Origin of the sequence: Alistipes sp. DJF_B185 (assembly GCF_964250025.1) — a bacterium.
Taxonomy (GTDB): Bacteria; Bacteroidota; Bacteroidia; order Bacteroidales; family Rikenellaceae; genus Alistipes; species Alistipes finegoldii.
On record NZ_CAXUDY010000001.1, the window covers coordinates 1 to 23,421 of the forward strand.

15 protein-coding genes and 1 pseudogene are annotated in these 23,421 nt (G+C 60.7%); 10 read left to right on the forward strand and 6 right to left on the reverse strand.

Features of this window, described 5'->3' with window-relative positions; translation table 11 throughout:
• Window positions 1-219 precede the first annotated feature (219 nt).
• Window positions 220-630: pseudogene (locus ACESTR_RS00005) on the forward strand (4-alpha-glucanotransferase); the annotation flags it as partial.
• A 115-nt stretch (window positions 631-745) separates the two neighbouring features.
• Window positions 746-973 (forward strand): 4-alpha-glucanotransferase, encoded by a 228-nt coding sequence (locus ACESTR_RS00010; protein WP_373178794.1) that lies wholly within the window; start codon window positions 746-748, stop codon window positions 971-973.
• 374 nt (window positions 974-1,347) lie between these two features.
• Here ACESTR_RS00010 and ACESTR_RS00015 read toward each other — a convergent pair whose 3' ends face one another.
• Window positions 1,348-2,100, reverse strand: a complete 753-nt coding sequence (locus tag ACESTR_RS00015) for a LytR/AlgR family response regulator transcription factor (protein WP_009597005.1) — start codon at window positions 2,098-2,100, stop codon at window positions 1,348-1,350.
• A 1-nt stretch (window position 2,101) separates the two neighbouring features.
• Window positions 2,102-3,484, reverse strand: coding sequence for a sensor histidine kinase (locus tag ACESTR_RS00020; RefSeq protein ID WP_315976087.1), 1,383 nt, complete (start codon window positions 3,482-3,484; stop codon window positions 2,102-2,104).
• A gap of 223 nt (window positions 3,485-3,707) precedes the next feature.
• On the opposite strand from ACESTR_RS00020, the gene ACESTR_RS00025 reads away from it, so the two are divergent.
• The 8 genes from ACESTR_RS00025 (at window position 3,708) to ACESTR_RS00060 (ending at window position 19,678) form a co-directional block, all read left to right on the forward strand.
• Window positions 3,708-5,015 (forward strand): MFS transporter, encoded by a 1,308-nt coding sequence (locus ACESTR_RS00025; RefSeq protein WP_014775647.1) that lies wholly within the window; start codon window positions 3,708-3,710, stop codon window positions 5,013-5,015.
• Between the two features lie 43 nt (window positions 5,016-5,058).
• Entirely contained in the window at window positions 5,059-8,100 is a 3,042-nt protein-coding gene (locus tag ACESTR_RS00030; RefSeq protein WP_373178645.1) for a SusC/RagA family TonB-linked outer membrane protein, read from the forward strand.
• A gap of 13 nt (window positions 8,101-8,113) precedes the next feature.
• The gene (locus tag ACESTR_RS00035; protein WP_014775645.1) at window positions 8,114-9,772 is read left to right on the forward strand and encodes a RagB/SusD family nutrient uptake outer membrane protein; all 1,659 of its coding nucleotides are present in this window, start codon (window positions 8,114-8,116) and stop codon (window positions 9,770-9,772) included.
• A gap of 23 nt (window positions 9,773-9,795) precedes the next feature.
• The gene (locus ACESTR_RS00040) at window positions 9,796-11,610 is read left to right on the forward strand and encodes a SusE domain-containing protein (RefSeq protein WP_009596999.1); all 1,815 of its coding nucleotides are present in this window, start codon (window positions 9,796-9,798) and stop codon (window positions 11,608-11,610) included.
• 107 nt (window positions 11,611-11,717) lie between these two features.
• Complete coding sequence (locus ACESTR_RS00045) at window positions 11,718-14,036, forward strand: alpha-amylase family glycosyl hydrolase (RefSeq protein ID WP_118406589.1); 2,319 nt, start codon at window positions 11,718-11,720, stop codon at window positions 14,034-14,036.
• Between the two features lie 40 nt (window positions 14,037-14,076).
• Complete coding sequence (locus ACESTR_RS00050) at window positions 14,077-15,384, forward strand: alpha-amylase family glycosyl hydrolase (RefSeq protein ID WP_015545742.1); 1,308 nt, start codon at window positions 14,077-14,079, stop codon at window positions 15,382-15,384.
• Window positions 15,385-15,592: 208 nt separating this feature from the next.
• On the forward strand, window positions 15,593-17,470 hold the full coding sequence (locus tag ACESTR_RS00055) for a glycoside hydrolase family 13 protein (protein WP_014775642.1): 1,878 nt from the start codon (window positions 15,593-15,595) through the stop codon (window positions 17,468-17,470).
• Window positions 17,471-17,482: 12 nt separating this feature from the next.
• Window positions 17,483-19,678 (forward strand): glycoside hydrolase family 97 protein, encoded by a 2,196-nt coding sequence (locus ACESTR_RS00060; protein ID WP_009597069.1) that lies wholly within the window; start codon window positions 17,483-17,485, stop codon window positions 19,676-19,678.
• A gap of 250 nt (window positions 19,679-19,928) precedes the next feature.
• On the opposite strand, the gene ACESTR_RS00065 is transcribed toward ACESTR_RS00060, so the two are convergent.
• From ACESTR_RS00065 to ACESTR_RS00080, 4 genes are all read right to left on the reverse strand, one after another.
• Window positions 19,929-20,687, reverse strand: a complete 759-nt coding sequence (locus ACESTR_RS00065; protein ID WP_009597054.1) for a hypothetical protein — start codon at window positions 20,685-20,687, stop codon at window positions 19,929-19,931.
• Window positions 20,688-20,711: 24 nt separating this feature from the next.
• A complete protein-coding gene (locus ACESTR_RS00070; protein WP_009597064.1) occupies window positions 20,712-21,782 on the reverse strand; it encodes a relaxase/mobilization nuclease domain-containing protein in 1,071 nt (356 codons plus the stop codon).
• The gene (locus ACESTR_RS00075; protein ID WP_009597001.1) at window positions 21,772-22,140 is read right to left on the reverse strand and encodes a MobC family plasmid mobilization relaxosome protein; all 369 of its coding nucleotides are present in this window, start codon (window positions 22,138-22,140) and stop codon (window positions 21,772-21,774) included. Before ACESTR_RS00075 ends, ACESTR_RS00070 begins: the two co-directional genes overlap by 11 nt.
• Window positions 22,141-22,408: 268 nt before the next feature.
• A complete protein-coding gene (locus tag ACESTR_RS00080; protein WP_009597029.1) occupies window positions 22,409-23,266 on the reverse strand; it encodes a toprim domain-containing protein in 858 nt (285 codons plus the stop codon).
• Window positions 23,267-23,421 lie beyond the last annotated feature (155 nt).

Consider the following 23,421-nt stretch of genomic DNA (forward strand, 5'->3'; position numbering starts at 1 on the left):
GAACTGCGCGGCATGGGCTTCGATACGGCCGGGGGACGCTTCACCGTTCCCGCGCCCGACGACCGGATGCTCGGCGAGCTGTTCGGCGAGCTGGCCGACGAAGTGCGCACGACCTGCATGAAGGAGGGCCGGTTGCTGCCCGCCTATGCCACCCAGCGCAAGGTCGCAGCCCGCTTCCCGGGCGACGACGAACGCCAGACCCGGCTGCGGGAAGGGCTCATGGCATTGCTCGACGACGTGCTCTTCATCGAAGACCCGCGCCGCAAGGGCTATTTCCACCCCCGCATCGCCCCCCACTCGACGCACGCCTACCGCCGGCTCGACGGAGAGCGCCGTGCAGCTTTCGACCGGCTCTATACCGACTTCTTCTACCACCGGCACAACCGTTTCTGGCAGGAATCCGCCCTGCGCAAGCTCCCGGTGCTCCTCTCGGCGACCGAGATGCTGACCTGCGGCGAAGACCTGGGCATGATTCCCGACAGCGTCCCCGAGACGATGCACGAACTGCAAATCCTCTCGCTCGAAATCCAGCGCATGCCCAAGACGCCGGGGGAACTCTTCGCCGACCCGGCGCACTACCCCTATTTCTCGGTCTGCACCACTTCGACGCACGACATGAACCCGCTGCGGGCATGGTGGGAGGAAGACCGCGAACTCACGGCGCGCTTCTACCACGAAGCACTCGGCATCGGGGGGCGACGTTCCCTATTTCTGCGAGCCGTGGATATGCCGGCGCATCCTCGACATGCACCTCAATTCCCCGGCGATGCTCACCATCCTGCCGTTGCAGGACTGGTTCTCGACCGACGGGGAACTGCGCTACCCCGACCCGGCCAAGGAACGCATCAACGTCCCGGCCGTCGCCCGATACTACTGGCGTTACCGAATGCACCTCCCGCTCGAGGAACTGCTGCACAAGGAGACTTTCAACGAGTCGCTGCACGACATGATCGCCTGCAGCGGGCGCCGCTGACGGGCAGACTGCGGCAGCGCCGACCCCGGCCGCAAAAATAAGGGGCGCCCCGGAATTTCCGGAGCGCCCCTTTTATCATGCCGCCGCGCCATCCTCCCGGGTGCCCCTGCGGAAACCTTCCACGGGAATCCCTTCCTGGGATCTCTCAACCGAAGCCCTCGAAGGACGCCTCCGGAGGAACGCCCGCAGCATGATCCTTCAAAGTGAACTTTCAGTCCTCGGCGGAAAATTCCAGAGGAACTCCTCTGCGGAACTCCCCTCTCCCGCCGGAACCGGAGCCCCCGCCCGCCGCAGGAACGGTAACCCGGAAGGCCGGAGGACAAAACCCGGAAACGGAGGGGGGGGGCCGAAGACCTGCCCGTCGCGACCAAGGCTCAGCCATTCCCCTCCAGCCACTTCAGGAAGTCGTCGACCCGCGACCGGCTCACCACCATCTCGAACTCCGGACGCGGACGTGCCGTGATCTTCAGCCGGTTGCCCAGGTATTTCACGATGCTGACGATCGCCGGCATGGCGATGATGCAGCTGCGCGATATGCGGAAAAACCGCCCGGGATCCAGTTCGTCCGAAAGGACGTCGAGCGACTGATCCATGATGTAGCGGTTGTTGTCGTTCGTGACAAGGTAGGTGTTTTTCTCTTCCGAGTAGAAATAGGCGATGTCGGTGGTCTGCACCGGGACGATCCGGTCGTTGAAACGCACGACATAGCGCTGTTTGTATTCGCGCGGGCTGCGGATTGCGTTCAGCAATACGTCGGGGTCGATGCCCCCGCTCCGCACACGGCAACGTTCCACGGCACGCCGCAGCGCCGCGAGGTCGATCGGTTTGAGCAGGTAGTCGATGCTGTTGACCTCGAACGCCCGCACGGCGTAATTGTCATATGCGGTGGTCATGATGACCCGCGCCGTTACGTCCGCCTGGCGGAATATCTCGAAGCAATCCCCGTCGGAGAGTTCCACGTCCATGAAAATCACATCGGCACTGTTCCCCGGCGTGCGCAGCCAGAGCACCGTTTCCCTGACCGAGCCGGTCGTCCCGACGATCCGTACGTCGGGAAAATGCTGGGTCAGCGCTCGCGCCAGGTTTGCCTGGGCCATCATTTCGTCTTCTACGATCAGTACGTTCATATTACAGCAACGGTAAGGTGACACAATATTCGGTATCGGTACGGCGTATCCCGATCGGGATGCCCGACAGGTCGAGGTACTGCTGGCGGATGTAGTTCAGCCCCACACGGGTCGAGGGGTTGCCGGATACCTTCAGCTGAAGGTTGTTCGACACCGTCACGGCCTCGGCCACGGCGACGATGCGGATCACCAGCGGCCGGTCGGCCCCCACCGAGTTATGCTTGATGGCGTTTTCGATCAGCAACTGCACCGAGCAGGGCAGGACATGGCGGTTCATGGCCTCATCCGAAATGTCGGTCTCCACGCGGAACCCTTCGGGGAAACGCACCTGTAACAGGTCGACGTACATCCCCACGAAGGCCATCTCCTCGCGCAGGCGCACGAGTGTCTCCTCCTCGTTCTGGAGCATGTAACGGTAAATGCCCGCCAGTTTATGGATGTAGGCGCTGGCCTGCTCCGTGCGCTGCTCGCAGACCAGGCAGTCGAGGATATTGAGCGAGTTGAACAGGAAATGGGGGTTGACCTGCTGTTTGAGTTTCATGTAACGGAACTGCGCCTGGTGCGCCTTGCCGCGCTCGGCACGCAGCACGGCACGTGCGACCAGGGCGTAATCGACCATAAATACGACCGAATAGAGGGTCACCTCGACCAGCAGGGTGACGATCCACAGTTGCAGGAACTCCCGTGCGGTGAACGAGCGGTCGAAGGCGAACGGCAGGTGCAGCCCCGTAATGAGCGCCACGCAGGCCGACGTGAGCAGCACGAACAGAAGGAAGGCCGCGATTTCGGCGATCGGGCCGTGTCGGGTTTCACGCCTGCGCGTATGCCGGACATAGATGATATTGACGCACAGCAGGATAATCAGTGCCGCGGAATTGGAAGCCAGCAAGTCGGCCATGTGGTAGAGGCAGTCTGTGGAAAAGGAGGGCGAGGTGAAAAGTTCGACATAGGCCAGCCTCAGCACGAAAATCACCCCCACGGCCAGCAGCAGTAACCCGATGCGGGGCGTCCAAGCCGAGGAGCGGCTCGCCGTGTCGTCGCCGCGGCGAAACAACTTGGTAAACCACACGATACTCCAGCCCAGGATCTCGGTGGTGATGAAGGTCGAAACGGCATGCACCACGGGCGGAGCGTGCAATAACAGCTCGATCAGCTGCGCACCGCCCGTACCCAGCAGGTAGCCGATCACATTGACGACGATCACGCTGGCTGCGGTGAACTCCACATTCAGGCCCCGTTTTAGGCAGATCAGCACGATCAGCACGATCGTCAGCAGCGTCAGCACCAACTCATCGTTGATCCCCGCCAGATGGCACGAAAGGGCGACCACGGCATGGAGCACGGCGAACAGGTGAATGATTCCGGACACTTTGAGCGATCGCATATCGGCTGACTGAAGCTGTATTAAAGTATATATGAGTTTCGTTTATTTATGAATAAAGGTAGTGTTTTTTCACGTAAATCCCAAATCGTCTCCCGCGAGCTACCGTTCGTCGTAAAAATCCGCCCGTTCATCCGGCTGAACCTTCCGTTCGTCGCCCTGCGGTTCGCCGTCCGGATTTTTTTATTAAAATTTGTATAACCTGAAAACCAACCGAAAAACCGAAATGACCAAGCCTAAACTCTCATTTTGGCAGATTTGGAACCTCAGCTTCGGCTTCCTCGGCGTGCAGATCGGATATTCGCTCCAGAATTCCAACACGTCGAGCATCTTCGAATCGCTGGGGGCAGATGTCAGCCACCTGAGCTACTTCTGGCTGGCGGCACCGCTGGCCGGCATGATCGTCCAGCCCATCGTGGGGCTTTTTTCCGACGGCACCTGGACGCGCTGGGGCCGCCGCATCCCCTACATCCTGGGCGGGTCGCTGATCTCGGCGCTGGCGCTGGTGCTCATGCCCAACTGCCCCAAACTGCTCGCCTTCGCCCCGCTCGCCATGGGGGCTTTCATCCTGCTGTTCATGGATTTGTCGTTCAACGTCACGATGCAGCCCTTCCGGGCGCTGGTGGCCGACATGCTCGACGATTCGCAGAAGACACAGGGCTACGTGGTACAAACCTTCCTGATAAACCTCGGTGCGGTCGTCGGCGCTATCCTGCCGCTCGTCATGACATGGCTCGGCGTGTCGGACGAGGCCGCTCCGGGGCATGTTTCGCCGCACATCGCCTACTCCTACTATGCCGGGGGCGCGATCCTGCTGCTCACGGTGCTCGTCACCTCGTTCAAGACACGGGAATATCCGCCCGGGGAGTTCGCCCGCTACAACAACCTCTCCGAGGAGGACGCCAAACCGATGAGCTTCGTCGGCCTCATGCGCAACGTCCCCGGCGTGATGGTGCGGCTGGGCGTCACGCAGTTCTTCTCGTGGGCGGCGCTCTTCCTGATGTGGACTTACCTCAAACCCGCCATCACGGGTGTAGTCACCGACCATGCCACGGGCGAAGTGCTCTCGGCCGGCGCCACGCAGACATGGGTCGGCGTGCTCAACGGCACCTACCCCATCCCCGCCTGCATCGCCGCCCTGTTCCTCGGGCGCGTCGCCGCGCGCTACGGCAACAAACCCGTCTACGCTGCCTGCCTGCTCGCCGGGGCGCTGGGCTTCGCGGGGTTGTGCCTGCTGCACGACCAGTACGCGCTGATGCTCCCGATGGTGGGGATCGGCATCGCCTGGGCGGGCATCCTCGCCATGCCCTACGCCATCCTGTCGCGCGCGGTCGAGCCACGCCGCATGGGCGTATACATGGGTATCTTCAATTTCACGATCACCGTCCCCCAGATCGTCATCGGACTGACCGGCGGTGCCATCGTCAAGTACTGCTTCGCCTCCGATGCGGCCGACATGCTGGCGCTCGCCGGGGTATTCATGCTGCTGGCCGCCGTGTCGGTCTTCCTGGTCAAAGAACACAAGGCCCAATGACCTACAATCCATAAAATCAACTTATAAACTAACCAAAATTCTTATGAAACGATTTTTAACTATGTGTGCGGGTATCTTGCTCATATGTCAATTTACCCCCCCCCTCACGCTGGCGCAAAACGCTGGTTATGAGGTAAAAGGCGTAGTTGTCGACAAGTCCGGGATGCCGATCCTGGGCGCTACCGTCGTCGAAAAGGGCACGACCAACGGTGTCTCGACGGGCATCGACGGCGACTATGCCATCCGCGCCGCCGGCCCCGAGTCGGTCATCGAGGTCAGCTATGTCGGTTACAAGACCGTCAGCCTGGTGGCCAGTTCGTCGCTGCTGGCGCACCTCACGCTCGAAGAGGATGCCATGGGTATCGACGACGTGGTGGTGATCGGCTACGGTACGGTCAAGAAGAACGACATGACCGGTTCGGTCGTGGCGATCAAGGCCGAAGAGTTCAACCGCGGCGCCGTGGTCTCCACACAGGACATGCTCAAGGGTAAGGTTCCGGGCGTGCATATCATCCCCGGCGACGGAGGCCCCGGATCGAGCGCCACCATCCGCGTGCGCGGTGCGGCTTCGCTCAACGCCTCGAACGACCCGCTGATCGTGATCGACGGGGTGCCCATCGCAGTCGACGGCGGCAAGGGTATGGCCAACCCGCTGGAGACGATCAACCCCAACGACATCGAATCCTTCACCGTGCTCAAGGACGCTTCGGCGGCGGCCATCTACGGTTCGCGCGCCTCGAACGGCGTCATCCTCGTCACCACCAAGAAGGGGCGCGGCAACACGCCCCGCGTATCGTACAGCGGCAGCGTGAGCGTCCAGACCAACTCCGACGAGCTGCCCGTGATGTCGCCCGGCGAGTTCCGCACCTACATCGACCAGGTATACCCCGCAGGTACGACCACGGGCGACAAGGTGCAGTCGATGCTCGGCGACAAGAACACCAACTGGCAGGACTTGGTCTTCCGCACCGCCATTTCGCATGACCACAACGTCAGCCTGATCGGCAACATCAACGATAGGATGCCCTACCGCGCATCGGTGGGCTACACCAACCAGCAGGGTACGCTCGAAACATCGAAATACGAACGCGGGACGCTCGACCTGAGCCTCTCGCCCAACTTCTTCGACAAGCACCTCACGGTCAACCTCAACGCCAAGGGCGTCATCACGTCGCAGCGCTACGCCTCGGGCGGCGTGGTGGGTTCGGCGGCCTTCTTCAACCCCACGATCGACCCCTATTTCCGCAACGACGACGGTTCGATCGACTACACGACCACCAACGGATACTGGAACTACGGATCGGGCCGCGGCGAGGACTTCACGCCCAACACCCTGCTGGGCGCAGGCCCGCTCTCGCAGCTCTACGACCGCGACAATACGGCGCGTGCCAAGCGTTTCATCGGCAACGCCCAGATCGACTATAAGGTTCACGGCTTCGAGGTGCTGCGCTTCAACCTCAACCTCGGCCTCGACGTATCGAGCGCCAAGACCTACGACGGCGTGAACCCCGGCTCGTTCCAGGCATACACCGACACCGAGGCCCGCGGCTGGGGACAGTATTCGTGGACGACGAACTTCCGCCGCAACCAGCTGCTCGAATTCTACGCCAACTTCAATAAGGAGTGGGGCATCCACCACCTCGACGTGATGGCCGGTTATTCGTGGCAGCATTTCTACAGCTCCGACCACTCGGTATCCTATTTCAACGAGACGCACGAGCAGAAGGGCGAGGATTCGCGCTACCCGTTCAACCGCCAGGAGAATTATCTGCTCTCGTTCTACGGACGCCTGAACTATTCGATCGCCTCGAAATACCTCTTCTCCTTCACACTGCGTGACGACGCCTCATCGCGTTTCTCGAAGGATACCCGCTGGGGCCTCTTCCCTTCGGGCGCCTTTGCGTGGAACATCGCCGAGGAGAATTTCCTGAAGGATTCGCGTGCCGTCTCGGCCCTCAAGCTGCGCGTCAGCGTGGGGCAGACCGGGCAGCAGGAGATCGGCTCCAATTATCCCTACCTGGCGCGTTACTACATGTCGACCGACGTCTATAAGACCTATTACATGGGCAGCGCCGGGCACATGTTCTACCTCACGCCGGGCGCCTACGACCCCAACATCAAATGGGAGACCACGACGACCTACAACGTCGGCCTCGACTTCGGGTTCCTCGGCGGGCGCATCAACGGCAGCGTCGACTGGTACCTGCGTCAGACGGACGACCTTCTGAACAGCGTCATCACCCCCATGGGCTCGAACTTCGGCAACACGGTGCTCACCAACATTGGCTCGATGGAGAACAAGGGCGTGGAATTCAACCTGAATTTCATCCCCGTGCAGACCAAGGACTGGAACCTCACGGTCGGCTTCAACGGCACGTTCCAGCACACCGAGTTCACCAAGCTCAACAACACCGACGACCCCGACTACAACATCCAGACGGGAAGCATCACCAAGGGCACGGGCAACCTGCTCCAGATCCACAAGGTAGGCTATGCGCCCTACACTTTCTACTGTTTCCAGCAGGTATACGACCAGGACGGCAATCCGATCCAGAACGCGCTGGTCGACCGTGACAAGGACGGCAAGATCACGCAGGCCGACCGTTACATGACCGACAAGAGTCCCAACCCGGACTTCTTCTACGGCATCAGCCTCAAATTGAACTACAAGAACTGGGACTTCGGCTTCAACGGCCACGGTTCAGCGGGCAACTGGGTCTTCAACGATTTCGCCTCGGCCAACTCGACGTCCAACATCGACATCAACGCCGGCAACTTGCCCAACTTCGCACGGCTGGTCAAGAAGACCGGCTTTACAAAGGCCAACAGCGGCGAGCAGTGGTATTCGGACATGTTCCTCGAAAACGCTTCGTTTTTTCGCATGGACGACATCAACCTGGGGTACACGTTCAACAAGATCGGCAACTGGAAGGGCTCGATGCGCGTCGCCTTCGGCGTGCAGAACGTATTCGTCATCACCGATTACAGCGGCGTAGACCCCGAAATACCGGGCGTCAACGGCATCGACGGCTCGATCTGGCCGCGCCCGCGCACCTATTCGCTGCGTCTGAATGTAAACTTCTAAAAACGAACGAACCATGAAAATCGACATAAAACATTTCGCCTTGGCGGCGGCAGGCGCAACGATGCTGCTCACTTCGTGCATCGGGGATCTCGACACCCTGCCCCTCAACCCGTCCGACTCGACCTCGGAGACCGTCTACGGGAAAGACGAGAACGGCTACCTGGCCGGGCTCACCAAACTCTATTTCAATTTCGTCTCGAACGACACCACCGACCTGCAGGTCAGCGACGGCGGCGCCTCGGAGCTCATCCGCGCATTCTGGACGATCCAGGAGGTTACGGCCGACGCCTGCAAATGCGCCTGGGAGAACGACGCCTGGGTACGCGCCATGAATACCGACACGTGGTCCGACGCCGACAACGACGCGACCTACGCCGTCTACGTACGTACGTTGCAGGGCATCGCCTACGTGAACGAGTACCTGCGCCAGACCGCCTCGGACAAACTCTCCGACCGCGGCGTGAGCAGCGAACTGGCCGCCAGGATCCAGAGCTTCCGCGCCGAGGCCCGTTTCCTGCGCGCCTATTTCTACTGGATCGCCCTCGACGTGTTCGGCGACGTGCCGTTTACGACCGAGACCTCGCCCTTCGGCGGCGGTGTGAACCCCAAACAGGCCTCGCGCAAGGATGTCTTTGACTACTGCATCTCGGAGCTGACCGACCTGGCTTCGGACGAAAGCGCGATGCCTGCCGCACGCTCGAACTACCCGCGTGCCGACAAGGGTGCGGTCAACGGCCTGCTGGCCCGCATGTACCTCAATGCCGAGGTTTATGCCGGCACCCCGATGTGGACGGAGGCCAAATCCGCCTGCGAAGCGATCTTCGGCATGGGCTACTCGCTCTGCCCGGAGTATTCCGACCTCTTCCGCGGCGACAACGGCGAGAACGCCGACGCCCTGAAGGAGATCATCTTCGGCGTGGCATACGACGCCGAGCAGACGCAGTCCTACGGCGGCACGTCGTACCTGACGCTGGCAGCCATCGCCGCCACCGACGTGACGGCCGAACAGAAGATCAACGGCGTGAACAACGGCTGGGCCGGCATCCGCGTACCCTACGAATACGTACAGAAATATTTCAACGCCCGCAACGCGGACTACACCACGGGCGAATATACGGTCAACGACAAACGCGGCGGAATGTTCTACATCAAAGGCCGCCAGGAGTCGATGAACGATGCGCTCTATGTCTTCCTCAACGGGTGGACTTGCCTCAAGTTCAACAATATCCCCCACGACATGACCAACGACGAATTCCTTGCCACGGCTGCATCGAAGGCATACAGCGACATCGACTTCCCGATGATCCGCCTGGGCGAGATCTACCTGATCTACGCCGAGGCCTGCATGAACCTGGGACAGGCCAACACCGCGCTGCCGAAGCTCAAGGAGCTGACCGACCGCGCCGGGGTATCGGCCCCCTCGTCGGTCACGGCCGACTACCTGCTCGAGGAGCGTGCCCGCGAGCTGATGTGGGAGGGGCACCGCCGCACCGACCTGATCCGCTACGGCAAGTTCACCACCCCGTCGTTCCTCTGGACATACAAGGGCGGCACCTTCACCGGACAGGGGTTCGATGATTACATGAAAATCTTTGCCATCCCTTCGTCGGAGCTCGCTTCCAACCCCGAACTGCACCAGAATCCCGGCTACGGAAACGCAACCGATAAATAACCAACCCTAAAAATCGTACGACTATGAAAATTACACGATATGCGATGATGCTGGCGGCTGCGACGGGGCTCCTCTCCGCCTGCCAAAAGCTCGACGAGGTAAAGGCCTACGACCCCGACAAGGTCGTGGCGCCCGTGCTGCATGCGCTGCCCGGGGAGATCGTCATTACGCCCGACAACATGGGCTCGACGCAGACCTTCACCTGGGACGCCGCCGACTTCGGCGTCCGCACCCAGATCAACTACTCGATCGAAGCCTCGTACAACGACGGTGCGAAACTGGTGCTCTTCACGGGAATGAACGGCACCTCGTCGGAACAGACCTATGAAAGCCTCAACAACATCCTTGCGCTGTCCGTGGAAGACGGCGGCCTGGGGGTTCCCTCGGGCGAACCTACGGACGTGGATTTCTACATCAGCGCCACGATCGGCACCGACTTCGAAAAATTCTACTCCGCCCCCGCCACCGTCCGCATGACCGTGACGACGGCCGAGCGTACCTATCCCCAGGTCTGGGTAATCGGCGATTACTGCGGCTGGAATTTCGACAACGCACAGGGACTGTTCTGTTTCTCCGGCGACGAGGTCACCTACGAAGCTATCGTTGACTTGGGCGAAAAAGCCGCCAACGGCTTCAAACTGAGCGGCGAAGCCGGTTGGAACGATGCCTGCAACTGGGGCACCGACGGTGATGCTGCGGCTCCGGAAACGGAAGCCCCGTCGATCACGCTGATCTCCAGCGGCGGTTCCGGAAACATCATGGTCTATTCCAAGCGCTTCTACCGCTTCGTATTCGACCGTTCGACATTAACGTTAAGCAATAAGCTGTCGTTCAACTCGATGGGTATTATCGGCGATGCCACTCCGGGCGGCTGGGACACCGACACGGAGATGAATTTCGACACCCAAAAACAGCGTTTCTGGGTCGACGTCACACTGACCGCCGGGGAATTCAAATTCCGTGCGGACAACGACTGGGCGATAAACTTCGGCGGGGCGGACGGACGCCTTTCGCAGAACGGCGACAACATCAAGGCCACGGCGGGCAACTACCGCGTATACGCAACCCTGAACAACTCTGCGGAGATCACCTACGAACTCAATGCCGGCGACTACGGCACGGGCGGCGGCGAAGAACCCGACCCGGGGCCGGAAAAGGCCGACTGGTACATCCACGGCCAGACCGTCGCAACCCCCGACTGGGGCCCGACGGCCATGGAGAGCGCCAGCTCGAACATCGTGGCCTACAAGGCCGCAGGGGTCGAGGTAGCCGCCAACTCGGAATTCCTCTTCAAGAGCGGCGACGAGTCGCAGTGGATCGGGGCCGACGCCGCATTCGCCGGCAGCAGCCCCTACACCTGCACGATCGGCTCGGCCTTCAAGGTTTCCGCCGACAAGGTCAATGCCGTGATCGCCGAAGCCGGCACGTACGACTACTGGCTGCTGCCCGAGGCGGGACGCGCCTACGTGATGGCCGCAGGCGCCAAGCCCGAGCTGGTCGCCGACACATGGGGACTGGTCGGCAACATCACCGGATGGGGTGACCTGGGCGATTTCTCCATGAGCGAGGAGGGCGCCTACCTCGTTCGCAAAGGCGTAGTCCTGACCACCGCCAGCGAATTCAAGATCCGCTTCAACAACGCCTGGGACGACTCCAAGAACTACGGCACGGCGTCGGGCGGTGCGGTCGACATCAACAAGGCCGTCGACATCATCACCAGCGGCGGTTCGCAGAACATGAAAGTCCAGCTCGACGGCACCTACGACATCTATTTCGACCTCGCGAATTCGCAGATATACATCATGTCCGAGGGCAAGACCCCGGCAGAGGCCGAATAACGGCCACCCTTTCACGGGACGGCACACAGAGATTGCCGTCCCGTTTCTGGCCTGCCGCCCCTGACCGGACGGCAGGCCCCGAAACGAACTTTAACCGAGATTCCGCTATGAAAAAATTTCTTTTCCTGCTGCTGGCACTCGTACTTTCCGTATCCGTGTCGTGCAGCGACGACAAGACCGGCGATACCGGCGGCAGTATGCTCTCCGTGACCCCCACGGAGATAGAATTCGAAGCCGCAGGCGGCAGCCGGCTGCTCGACCTGCGCACCGATGCGGGCGCGTGGTCGCTGACGCAGAGCGACAATACCGCATGGTGCACACCGGCCCTCACATCGGGCAAAACCTCCACGTCGTTCGCGGTCACGGCGACCGCAAACGAGTCGTCGAAACGCTCCGCGACGCTTACCTTCACCGCCCCGGGCTGCGATCCGGTCGTCGTCACCGTGACACAGAGCGGCGATGCCTCCCAGGATTTCGAGGGCGAGCAGGTCGTCGCCCAGCCCGATGCGTGGGACAACCGCAAACGCGCCGACATAAGCTACCAGCTGCTGGTATACAGCTTTGCCGACGGCAACGGCGACAAGGTGGGCGACCTGCCGGGGCTGACCCGGCGGCTCGACTACATCGACGCACTCGGCGCCTCGGCCGTGTGGCTCTCACCGATCCATCCGGCGGCTTCGTACCACGGTTACGACGTGCTCGACTACGAGGCGGTCAACCCCGCCTTCGGATCGGACGCCGACCTGAGGGCATTCATCGACGCGGCCCATGCCCGCGGCATCCGGGTCTACCTGGATTACGTGCTCAACCATACGGGCAAAGACCACCCGTGGTTCAAATCGGCCGCCGCGTCCGAAGGGAGCCCTTACCGTGACCGCTATATCTTCTCCGAAGACCCGCAGGCCGACATCGCGGCCGGGCGGATCGACCAGATCGCCACGGAAGGCGCCGCAGGCTACGATGCCGGACAATGGTTCTCGACCGACACGGGGGCGGGTGCCGCCGGGCGCTTCAAGTTCGTGCTCGACTGGACAAATGCCGACAGCCCGACGGTGACCGTTACCGAAACGACCGATGCCGCGGATGCGGACAATACGCAGGGCGGCGCGGACGACAAATACCTCTATTTCGGCAACGGCACGAGCAAACGCTTCTACGCCAGGGGCGGCAACAGTTACGAACTGACGCTCGACTTCGATTCCGACTGGGGATTCCTCGTCCGCACCTCGACCACGTCGTGGGCCGCAGGCACCAAATACGGCGCCCCCGACAACCGGACGATCATCCGGTTCGGGGAGCCCTTCACCCTGATGTCGAACCGCTCGGCCGATCCGGCCAACGTGCAGTTCTCGCTGCCGACGATGTACCATTCGCACTTCTGGACGGCGGCATTCGCCGACCTCAACTACGGCAAGGCCGCCGAGGCCGAGCAGTCCGGGGCGTTCAAGGCCGTCACCGAAGCGGCCGACAAGTGGGTACGCATGGGCGTGGACGGGTTCCGCCTCGATGCCGTGAAGCACATCTACCACAACGCCTACAACGACGAGAACCCCACGTTCCTCAAGAAATTCTACGACCGCATGAACGAGAGCTACAAGGCCGCCGGCGGAGAGGGCGATTTCTACATGGTGGGCGAGATGCTCGACGAAGCGGACAAGGCGGCACCCTATTACCGGGGGCTGCCGGCGCTGTTCGAATTCACGTTCTGGTACAAGCTCAAATGGGCGCTGCAAAACGGCATCGGATGCTATTTCGTCAAGGACATCCTCGACGTGCAGCCCCTCTACGCACAGTACCGCAGCGATTATATCGAAGCCACGAAACTTTCGAACCACGACGAGGATCGCACGGGCTCCGACCTGGGACAGTCCGCCGAAAAGATGAAGGTGGCGGCCGCCGTGCTGCTCACGGCGCAGGGCGCACCCTACATTTACCAGGGCGAAGAGCTCGGGTACTGGGGCACCAAATCCAACGGCGACGAATATGTCCGCACCCCGATCCTGTGGGACAAGGCGGGCAACGAACTGGCTTCGGGAAGCCTCTCGGGCAAGATCGACATGCAGATGCTGACCCCGGCGATCTCGGTCGAGGCACAGGCCGACGACGACGGTTCGCTGCTCAACCTCTACCGCACGTTCGCCCGGCTGCGCAACACCTACCCCGTGCTGGCGCAGGGCAAGATGGTCAAACACCCGGTCTACAACGACGGCAACACCTCGCAGCAATCCATCGCGGCCTGGTACCGCGAGCTGGACGGCGAACGGATGCTCGTCGTGCACAACTTCGGCCGGGAGGAGCAGATACTGACCCTTACCGACCAACCGGACAAGGCCGTAGGCGTCTCAGGTGAAGTGAAACTTCAGCGCGGCGACGCTTCGTCGAAACTGCTCATGGGCGCCTGGTCGTCGGTGGTATTCACGCTCTAAACGACACGCCATGAAACGCTTGCCCGCATTACTTCTCGCAATGGTACTGGTTGCCTGCGGCACACGGCCGCAGCAACCGGCCGCCCACCCCGACTGGAGTTACAACTCGGTCGTCTACGAAATGAACGTGCGCCAGTACACCCCCGAAGGGACGCTGGCGGCGGCCGCACGCCACCTGCCCCGGCTCAGAGAACTGGGCGTGGACATCGTCTGGCTGATGCCCGTCTACCCCATCGGCGTCAAGGAGCGCAAGGGAACCCTCGGCTCGTACTACGCCATCTCCGACTACGAAGCCGTCAACCCCGAATTCGGCACGCTGGAGGATTTCGACCGGTTCCTGGCCGAAGCCCACAGACTCGGGCTGCGCGTGATCCTGGACTGGGTGGCCAACCACACCTCGCCCGATGCCCGCTGGATCGAGGAGCGCCCGGCCGACTGGTATGTACGTGACTCGCAGGGCAACACCATCGTGCAGTACGACTGGACGGACATCGCCAAGCTCGACTACGGCAACGCGGACATGCGTGCCGCAATGGCGGCCGCCATGCGTTTCTGGCTCGACCGCGGCATCGACGGATTCCGCTGCGACATGGCGTGCGAGGTACCCATCGACTTCTGGCAGCAGACGCTGCCCGCACTGCGGAAAGAGTACCCCGGCATCTACCTGCTCGCCGAGGGCGAAGCCCCCGCATTGCACGACGGGGCGTTCGACGCCTCGTATGCGTGGGAGCTGCACCACCTGCTGAACGACATCGCACAGGGACGGAAAAGCGCCGCAGACCTGCGTGCCTACGTCGCCAGGGATGCCGCTGCCATGCCGCGCGAGGCGTTCCGCCTGATGTTCACCTCGAACCACGACGAAAACTCGTGGGCCGGGACGGAATTCGAGCGCATGGGCGACGCGGCACGCGTGATGGCGTTGCTGACCTTCACGCTGCCCAACGGGCAGCCGCTCGTCTATACCGGACAGGAGATGGGGTTCGACCACCGCTTCGAGTTCTTCGAGAAAGACCCCGTCCCCGCGTGGGAACGCAACGGATTTACGGATTTCTACGCCGCCCTGATCCGGCTGCGCCACGAGAACCCGGCGCTCGCAGCCGGGGAACGCGGCGGGCAGGCCGCATACCCGCTCGGCGAACGAACACCCGACGGCCTGATGCTGTTTTCCCGTACGGCCGGCGGCAACGAGGTGACAGTCGCTGCGAACCTCAGTGCGGAGGAGGTCGCATTCGACCTGCCGTTCGAGGGCTCGCGCCGCGAGTTCTTCACCGGGAAGGAATACACGGGCGGCACCCGCACCGTGCTTCCCGCATGGCAATGGCTGGTCTTCGCACAAGACAGGAGATAAAAGTTGCGGACATGCGCCGGGGATGCGCGGAAACAGCGCCGGGAACCCGCCGGGAACCCGATAGAACCCGACGGGAATAGACAGTAAACCATCCGAGAAGCACAGGGATGCGCACGAGAAGCACAGGGATGCCCCGGGCGAAACGGGAATCGCTGGAAACCGATTTTTTGCTAACTTTACAAACGACGATATTTTGAACCGATTTTTCATGACACTCGCAGCAGCCGGACTGCTCTCCTGCACAGGGACAGGACAGTCCGCATTCGACCCCGCCTCGGTGGCAGACGCCTCGGGCGAGGTTACCCGCGTCGAACCCCTCTCGTGGTGGACGGGGATGCAGACCCCGCTCCAGTTGCTCGTCAACGGGGCCGGCATCGCGGCATACGACGTCCGCATCGAAGGCGGACAGGGCGTCGGGGTGAAGGCCCGCCACAAAGCCGACAGTCCCAATTACCTATTCGTGGACGTGGAGGTGAAACCCGACGCGGAGCCGGGCACCTACTACCTCGTATTCTCGCAGGGGGAACGACAGTTCAAGGTTCCCTATGAGATCGCGGCACGCGCCGAAGGCTCGGTCGCACGCAAGAGTTTCACCACGGCCGACATGATCTACCTCCTGATGCCCGACCGCTTCGCCAACGGCGATGCGTCGAACGACTCGACGCCCCACACGCGGGAGCGCGCCGACCGCAGCGCCTTCTTCGGCCGCCACGGGGGCGACCTGCAGGGGATGATCGACCACCTGGATTACATCGCAGGGCTGGGCGCCACGGCCGTATGGCCCACGCCGCTGCTGCTGGACGACGAACCCGAAGGTTCGTACCACGGCTACGCCTGCGGCGACTACTACCGCATAGACCCCCGGTTCGGCTCGAACGAACTGTATAGGGAGTTCGTCGGCAAAGCCCACGAGCACGGGCTGAAGGTGATTATGGACATCGTCACCAACCACTGCGGCACGGGCCACTGGTGGATGAAAGACCTGCCTTTCAGGGACTGGATACACCAGTTCCCCGAATACACCGGGACGAACGTCTGCTTCTCGACGAACATGGATCCCAACGCTTCGCGCTACGACCTCGACCTGCAGGAGAGCGGCTGGTTCGTGCCGTCGATGCCCGACATGAACCTCGACAATCCCTATGTGCTGCAATATTTCAAGCAATGGGCCGTGTGGTGGATCGAGTATGCCGGCCTGGACGGGTTCCGCGTCGACACCTACCCCTACAACGAGAAGGTGCCGATGAGCGAGTGGTGCGCGGCCGTACGCAGGGAATACCCCGATTTCAACATCGTGGGCGAATGCTGGACGTCGTCGATCCCGCAACTGGCATACTGGCAGGGCGGCAATCCCAACAAGGACGGCTTCGACTCGCACCTGCCGTCGATCATGGATTTCCCGCTGCAGGAGGCCATCTGCCGGGCGCTGCCCACCGACTCGCTCCGCTGGGGCGAGGGCATGACGCGCGTCTACGACTGCCTGTCGCACGATTTCGTCTACCATGACCTGTCGAAAATGATGATCTTCGTCGCCAACCACGACACCGACCGCATCGGCGACATCGTACGCAGAAACCCCGACCGGCTGAAACTCTCGATGGCGATGCTGGCCACGATGCGCGGCATCCCGCAGATATTCTCGGGCGACGAGATGATGTTCACCTCGAAAGACCTCTCGCAGGGACACGGCGGGCTGCGCGTGGATTTCCCCGGCGGCTGGGAGGGCGACGCGGTGAACCTGTTCGACCCGGCGCAGCGCGATGCCGTACAGGCGGGGCTCTTCGACTACACGCAGCGGCTCTTCCAATGGCGCAAGTCGAAGCCCGTGATCCACAACGGCCGCACGATGCACTTCCTCTCGCGCGACAACACCTACGCCTATTTCCGTTATGACGACACCGACGCGGTATTCGTCTTCATCAACAACTCGCGGGGCAAGAAACAGGTGCCGTGGTCGCACTATGCCGAGATCGCCTCGGGGCTGAGCGACGGGCGCAACGTCCTGACGGGCAAAGCCACGGAGGTGGACGATACCACCACGGTCGGCCCGCGGCAGGCGCTGATCGTAGAATTCAAACGTAAATAACAAGACCGAACCATGAAGAAAATATTTTTATATATCTCCGCGCTGCTGGCCGGTGCAGCCTGCACGGCACAGGAGACGCTCCTCTCGCCCGACGGCCGCCTCCGCCTGGAGTTCAGCCTGGCGGATGGAGGCCGCCCCACCTATACGCTCGATTACAAGGAGCGCCCCGTGATCCTGCCCAGCGGCATGGGGCTCGAACTGCGCGGCGAAGCCCCAAAGCTGGAATTCGGGGCTGAAATCCGCAAGGGCGAACCAGGGCGCCCGGTATCGCTCTACGACGGGTTCACCCTCGGGCAGGTGGCCCGCAGCGAGTCCGACCAGACATGGCGTCCCGTATGGGGCGAGCAGGCCGAGATCCGCGACCGCTATAACGAAATGGCCGTCACGCTGCGGCAGGCCGCGACAGGCCGCGACATGACGATCCGCTTCCGGCTCTACGACGACGGGCTCGGATTCCGCTACGAATTCCCCGAACAGGAGTCGCTGACCTATTTCGTCATCGGCGAGGAGAAAACACAGTTCGCCATGGCGGGCGACCACACGGCGTTCTGGATCCCGGGCGACTACGACACGCAGGAGTACGACTACACGGAGTCGAAACTCTCGCAGATACGGGAGCTGATGCCCGGCGCCATCACGCCCAACTCGTCGCAGACGCCCTTCTCGCCCACGGGCGTACAGACGGCCCTGCAGATGAAGAGCGACGACGGGCTCTACATCAACATCCACGAAGCGGCGCTGGTCGACTATGCGTGCATGCACCTCGACCTGGACGACCGGAATTTCATCTTCACCTCGCACCTTACGCCCGACGCACAGGGGTGGAAAGGCTACATGCAGGCGCCCTGCCATACCCCGTGGCGCACGGTGACGGTCTCGGACGACGCCCGCGACATCCTCGCCTCGAAGCTGATCCTGAACCTCAACGAGCCGTGCGCCTATGACGACACCTCGTGGATCAAGCCCGTGAAATACATGGGCGTATGGTGGGAAATGATCACCGGCAAGAGCGACTGGGCCTATACGCGCGACGTGCCGTCGGTACAGCTCGGCGTGACGGATTACGCCCGATGCAGGCCCAGCGGCCGCCACGGCGCCGAGAACGAGAACGTGAAGCGGTACATCGACTTCGCGGCGGCACACGGGTTCGACCAGCTGCTCGTCGAAGGCTGGAACGTCGGCTGGGAGGACTGGTTCGGGCACACGAAGGATTACGTCTTCGATTTCGTGACCCCCTACCCCGATTTCGACATCGCCGCACTGAACGAATATGCGCACGGGAAAGGCATCCGGCTGATGATGCACCATGAAACGTCGGCTTCGGTGCGCAACTACGAACGCCACATGGAAGCGGCCTACCGCCTGATGGACAAATACGGGTACAACTCGGTCAAGAGCGGGTACGTGGGCGACATCCTGCCCCGCGGCGAGCACCATTACGGGCAGTGGATGAACAACCACTACCTCTATGCCGTCCGCCGGGCCGCCGACCACAAGATCATGGTCAACGCCCACGAGGCGGTGCGCCCGACGGGCCTCTGCCGCACCTACCCCAACCTGATCGGCAACGAGTCGGCACGCGGCACGGAGTACCAGGCGTTCGGCGGCTCGAAGCCCCACCATGTGACGATCCTGCCCTTCACGCGCCTGCAGGGCGGCCCGATGGACTACACGCCCGGCATCTTCGTGATGGACGTCGCGGAGGTCAACCCCGGCAACCACTCGCACGTCAACGCGACGCTCGCCAACCAGCTGGCGTTGTACGTGACGATGTACTCGCCGCTGCAGATGGCGGCAGACCTGCCCGAGCACTATGAGAAATACATGGATGCGTTCCGTTTCATCGAGGACGTCGCACTGGACTGGGAAGAGAGCCGCTACCTGCTGGCCGAACCGGGCGACTACATCGTCGTGGCGCGCAAGGCCAAAGACACGGGCGAGTGGTTCGTGGGCGGCGTGACGGACGAGAACCGACGTACGGTGACGCTCCCGTTCGACTACCTCGATCCCGGTAAGGAGTACGTGGCGACGCTCTACGCCGATGCCCCCGATGCCGATTACCAGACCAATCCGCAGGCATATGTCATCCGCACCGGGAAGGTCAGACAACGCACGGAACTCGACGTGGAGATGGCGCGCGGCGGAGGCTTTGCAATCTCCATACGCGAGGCAACCGACGCAGACCGCAAACTCTGCAAGCTGAAATAACGGGCGATGCCTGCGGACGGCAATCATGCCGGGGCCCACACAGCCCCCTCAAAAAATCCTTTGCCCCTCGTTCTTTTCAAGAACAGGGGCTTTTTTATGCGTATTTTTAAAACGCAAAAGTTCGCCCCTATATTATTGACTCCAAACCATTTACGCCCACAAATCCAAGATTAACACAACTGCTTGATTTTCAAAACAACATGGAGGTGGTCAATCAAAATTAACGAATCATTATAGCGGGGAAAATAAATTATTTTCCCCGCAACTGTGCTGCATCATCAAGTAGCTTTTTCGCTTTGCGCTCTTTGCTTGCAGCCCGCTCTAGTTGTTCTGCCCGCCGCCTTACGGCTTCTTTGTACCGTTCAACTTGGTTTCGGACGGTATCGCGTATGGCCGTGTGCTGCTCATCCCTGAATATCGTTTCCAACTCCATAAGCTCCTTTTCTTTGATCTCACCACGCATTTTCACGTAGCGGTATTTCAGGTCGTTCGCAGCTAACAGCCGATTATTCTCTGAGATTCGGTAAATGAATGCGCCTTGCAGGAAAATACATCCCAGCATGACGAACATCGTCAAAAATGTTTTCGAAGAACTGATATCGAGCGTATAAGTATGCCGGTGCTCCCGCACTGGCAGGTTTTCGGGCTTTGCCGCTGCTTCGACAGCTTGCCTCACCTGCTCTATCAATGTATGTGTCTGCCTGATCTCTTTGTCGATCACCTCCAGCCTACCCGCTAACTGCGCCAACAGAGCGTTGTATTTGTCGGTAAATTCCCGCTCCTGCTCGGTTTTTACTCCCGGCAAGGCCGTATGCCGTTGCAGTTGTTCGAGCATCTGTGCGACCTGCCCCTGCGAGAGCTCCGTGGCCTCTATCAGCCGCTCGATCCGTTCCAGCTGTGCATTCTCCAGACCCGCGTTGGCTTTGGTGCTTTTGACAGCCTTGACGAGCGTTTCTTTGAGGTCTTCGTACATTTCGATCGAGAGTCCGATCTTATTTTCGTCGTTCATGATTTTTGAGATTTTCTAATTCGGTTACAGTTTTATTTTGGCTCTTCTTTTCTGTTCTTCCATCCTGCGGCGGTGCTCCATCGCAGCGATGGCCATCGCCTCGGCCGCGGCGTTGAGCAGTGCCGTGATTCGTGCTATATACTTTTCGGGGCTTTCTCCCGGCTTGCGCTGTAACTGCTTGGCGGACACTCCGCCGGGCGAATCGGCCGGCGGCAGTGGAATCCCGCCTGCCTTTCCGAGGTTTACCGATGACGGCTCTTCGCGCGTGCCGCTGCTACCCATACCGCCGAACAACCCTGCAAATGCTGAACGGTAATTGCCTGCCGCCGCCGAGAGGTTCCCGAAGAGCGTTGCCCGGTGTTGGGTTTGTTGTTGAATATTGTTGAACCGGTTGTCGAGTTTCGTAAAGTTGAAAGCCCGGTCGATCTTCGATCCGGAGAACTCGAAGCCGTTTTTCGAGAACAAAACCCCTTGTTTGCGGTCAGTCGAACCGCAATACTTGTAACGGATGCCGATGCCCTGTTTTTCCAGTTGCTTCTCCAGCCCTTTCCATCCGGCGCATCGGGGCAGACACCTTTTGATCGCATCGTGGATTTCGTATCTGGTCTTGTCGGGTTCGCGCAGCCGCTCCCGCCGCACGTCGTCCTTTCCCGGTGCGAGATACAATCCGCACTTCTCGGTCAGCTCCCGGCATACCTTGGCGCTGCGGAGCTTGATGTTCTTGTCCGAAATGGTCTGCCCGTTATTCCCGACCCGGTTGTAGACCAGATGGCAGTGCGGATGGGGCTGGTCGAGATGGCGCACCAATAGGTATTGCGTATCGGTGATGCCCATCTTCTGCATGTACTCCTTTGCGATCTGCGTCATCAGGGCGTCGGTCATCCGCGGAGCGTCCTTGGGTGAGAAAGACAGCGAGATATGCCCGACGGTGTTTTTCAGCCGCGGATTCAATAAGGTCTGGTCTTTGAAGTCCTGCACCATGTCCTTCACTTCCGGAGGCGTAATGCCTTCAGCTTCCAGTATCCGGGATTCCTCTTTCATCACGTAGCCTACCGTCCCCGAAAAGGACGAAGCGGATATGACCTTACCGACCATCGCATATCTGCTTCAGGAGTTTTTCGATGGCCGTGACGATCGCCGCATGCCGTACCCTGACAGCCGCCAGACCTTTGGCATTGGCCAGCCGGGTCAGTTGGTTCAGATTTCGGGCGATGCCCTTGAGTTGGGCCATGAAATCCAGCTGTTCACGGGTGATCCGCGCCCTCACCGTTCCTCGGTCGATCAGCTGGCGCAGGACTTCGGCCGGCGGTTGCCCGGCCTCGCGGCAAAGGGCCGAGAATCGGAGTTTCCGTTCGGGGCTGAGTCGTGTGCTGACGACGTATTTGCAGATGCGGCCGATGCCGACTTTCGGCCGACCGCCCTGTTTGCTGTATGTTTTCTTCGGTGTTTCCATGACAGGTTGTTTCGATAGATTGTTCATGCTATATAGGTTGTTCAGACCAGCGGGATTTTACGCCGGCCAGCGGGGAAGGCGCAGTTTTCGTCTACGAAAACACAACCTTGCCTTCCTTAAACCTTTATCCCTTTCCGACGCGGTGGTTCAATTTCCTCCGGTTCCGCTTTCAGGGCTTGCAGATTATTCCGACAAAGGTGACCCTGCCGGTCGGATGTCGTTTTCGGGAGATTCGGCCGGTCTTTTATATGGGCGATCAGATAGTCATTTACGTCCTTGTAAAACTGCTTTGGTCGATTACCTCGCTGCGGGGACAAAGACGGATCAGATCGGCAGTTGCCTTGCGTCCTGCTTCGTCGTTGTCGAAGAAGGTGCGGATCACCGGATGTCGGGAGATAAACGGAACGGCTTTGGGCAGGTTGACGACCGAGTTCAGAACCGCGGCGTCGATGCGCAGTCGTTCGGGGTATTTCAGTGAGAGATAAGCGAGGAAATCCATAAATCCCTCGAAAGCGATTACCGTATCGGAACGGTTGTCGATGGTGGTGATATGTTTGGGCGAGGAGCCGCCTTTGAACCGTGCGGAGCGCAGCTCCCACCCTCCGGCATCGTTGCGGAAACCGACGGCGAAAAAGGCGCGGCCGTTTATCTCGTAACGGACCTCGCGGCAGAATGCCGCGGCGACCGGCGGGACGATGCCGCGCGAGGCGAGATAACCGACCAATGCCGGATGCCGGAGCGAAGCGTCGGAGAGGATGCGGAGCGCGGGGACGGTGGCCGGCCGCACGACCGACAATGCCCCGCCAACGCCAAGAGGCTCACCAATACCCGGTGAGATAGAAGCAATCCCCGTGTCTCCTTTTTCACCGTTTTGCAGCCGTCGGACCGCTTCGCGGCTGTCGCACCGCTCCAACCGCATCACGAGGGTGAGCAATGTACCGCCTTCGCCCAGTCCGAAGTCGTACCAGAGATTTTGCACGTAGTCCACTTTGAAACTCGGCGTGCGTTCTTCCCGCAAGGGTGAAAGATACATACCGTAGCCGTTGCGTTCGTATTTGGGCTGAATCCCGCGCCAGGCGAGAAAATCACGGATGGAAATCCGGTTGCTGTATGGTATGACAGTCATTTTTTCCGTAAATTTGTTGAGAAAAAGTGTAAAATCCAGTGAAAGAAAAGGTTGGCGTCTTACATATCTCTTACACGGCATCCGGCGCTGTAAGTCCGAAAGAACCCGTAAGACTTTGTAAGAGGATTTGTAAGAGATGTAAGATTATGAAAATA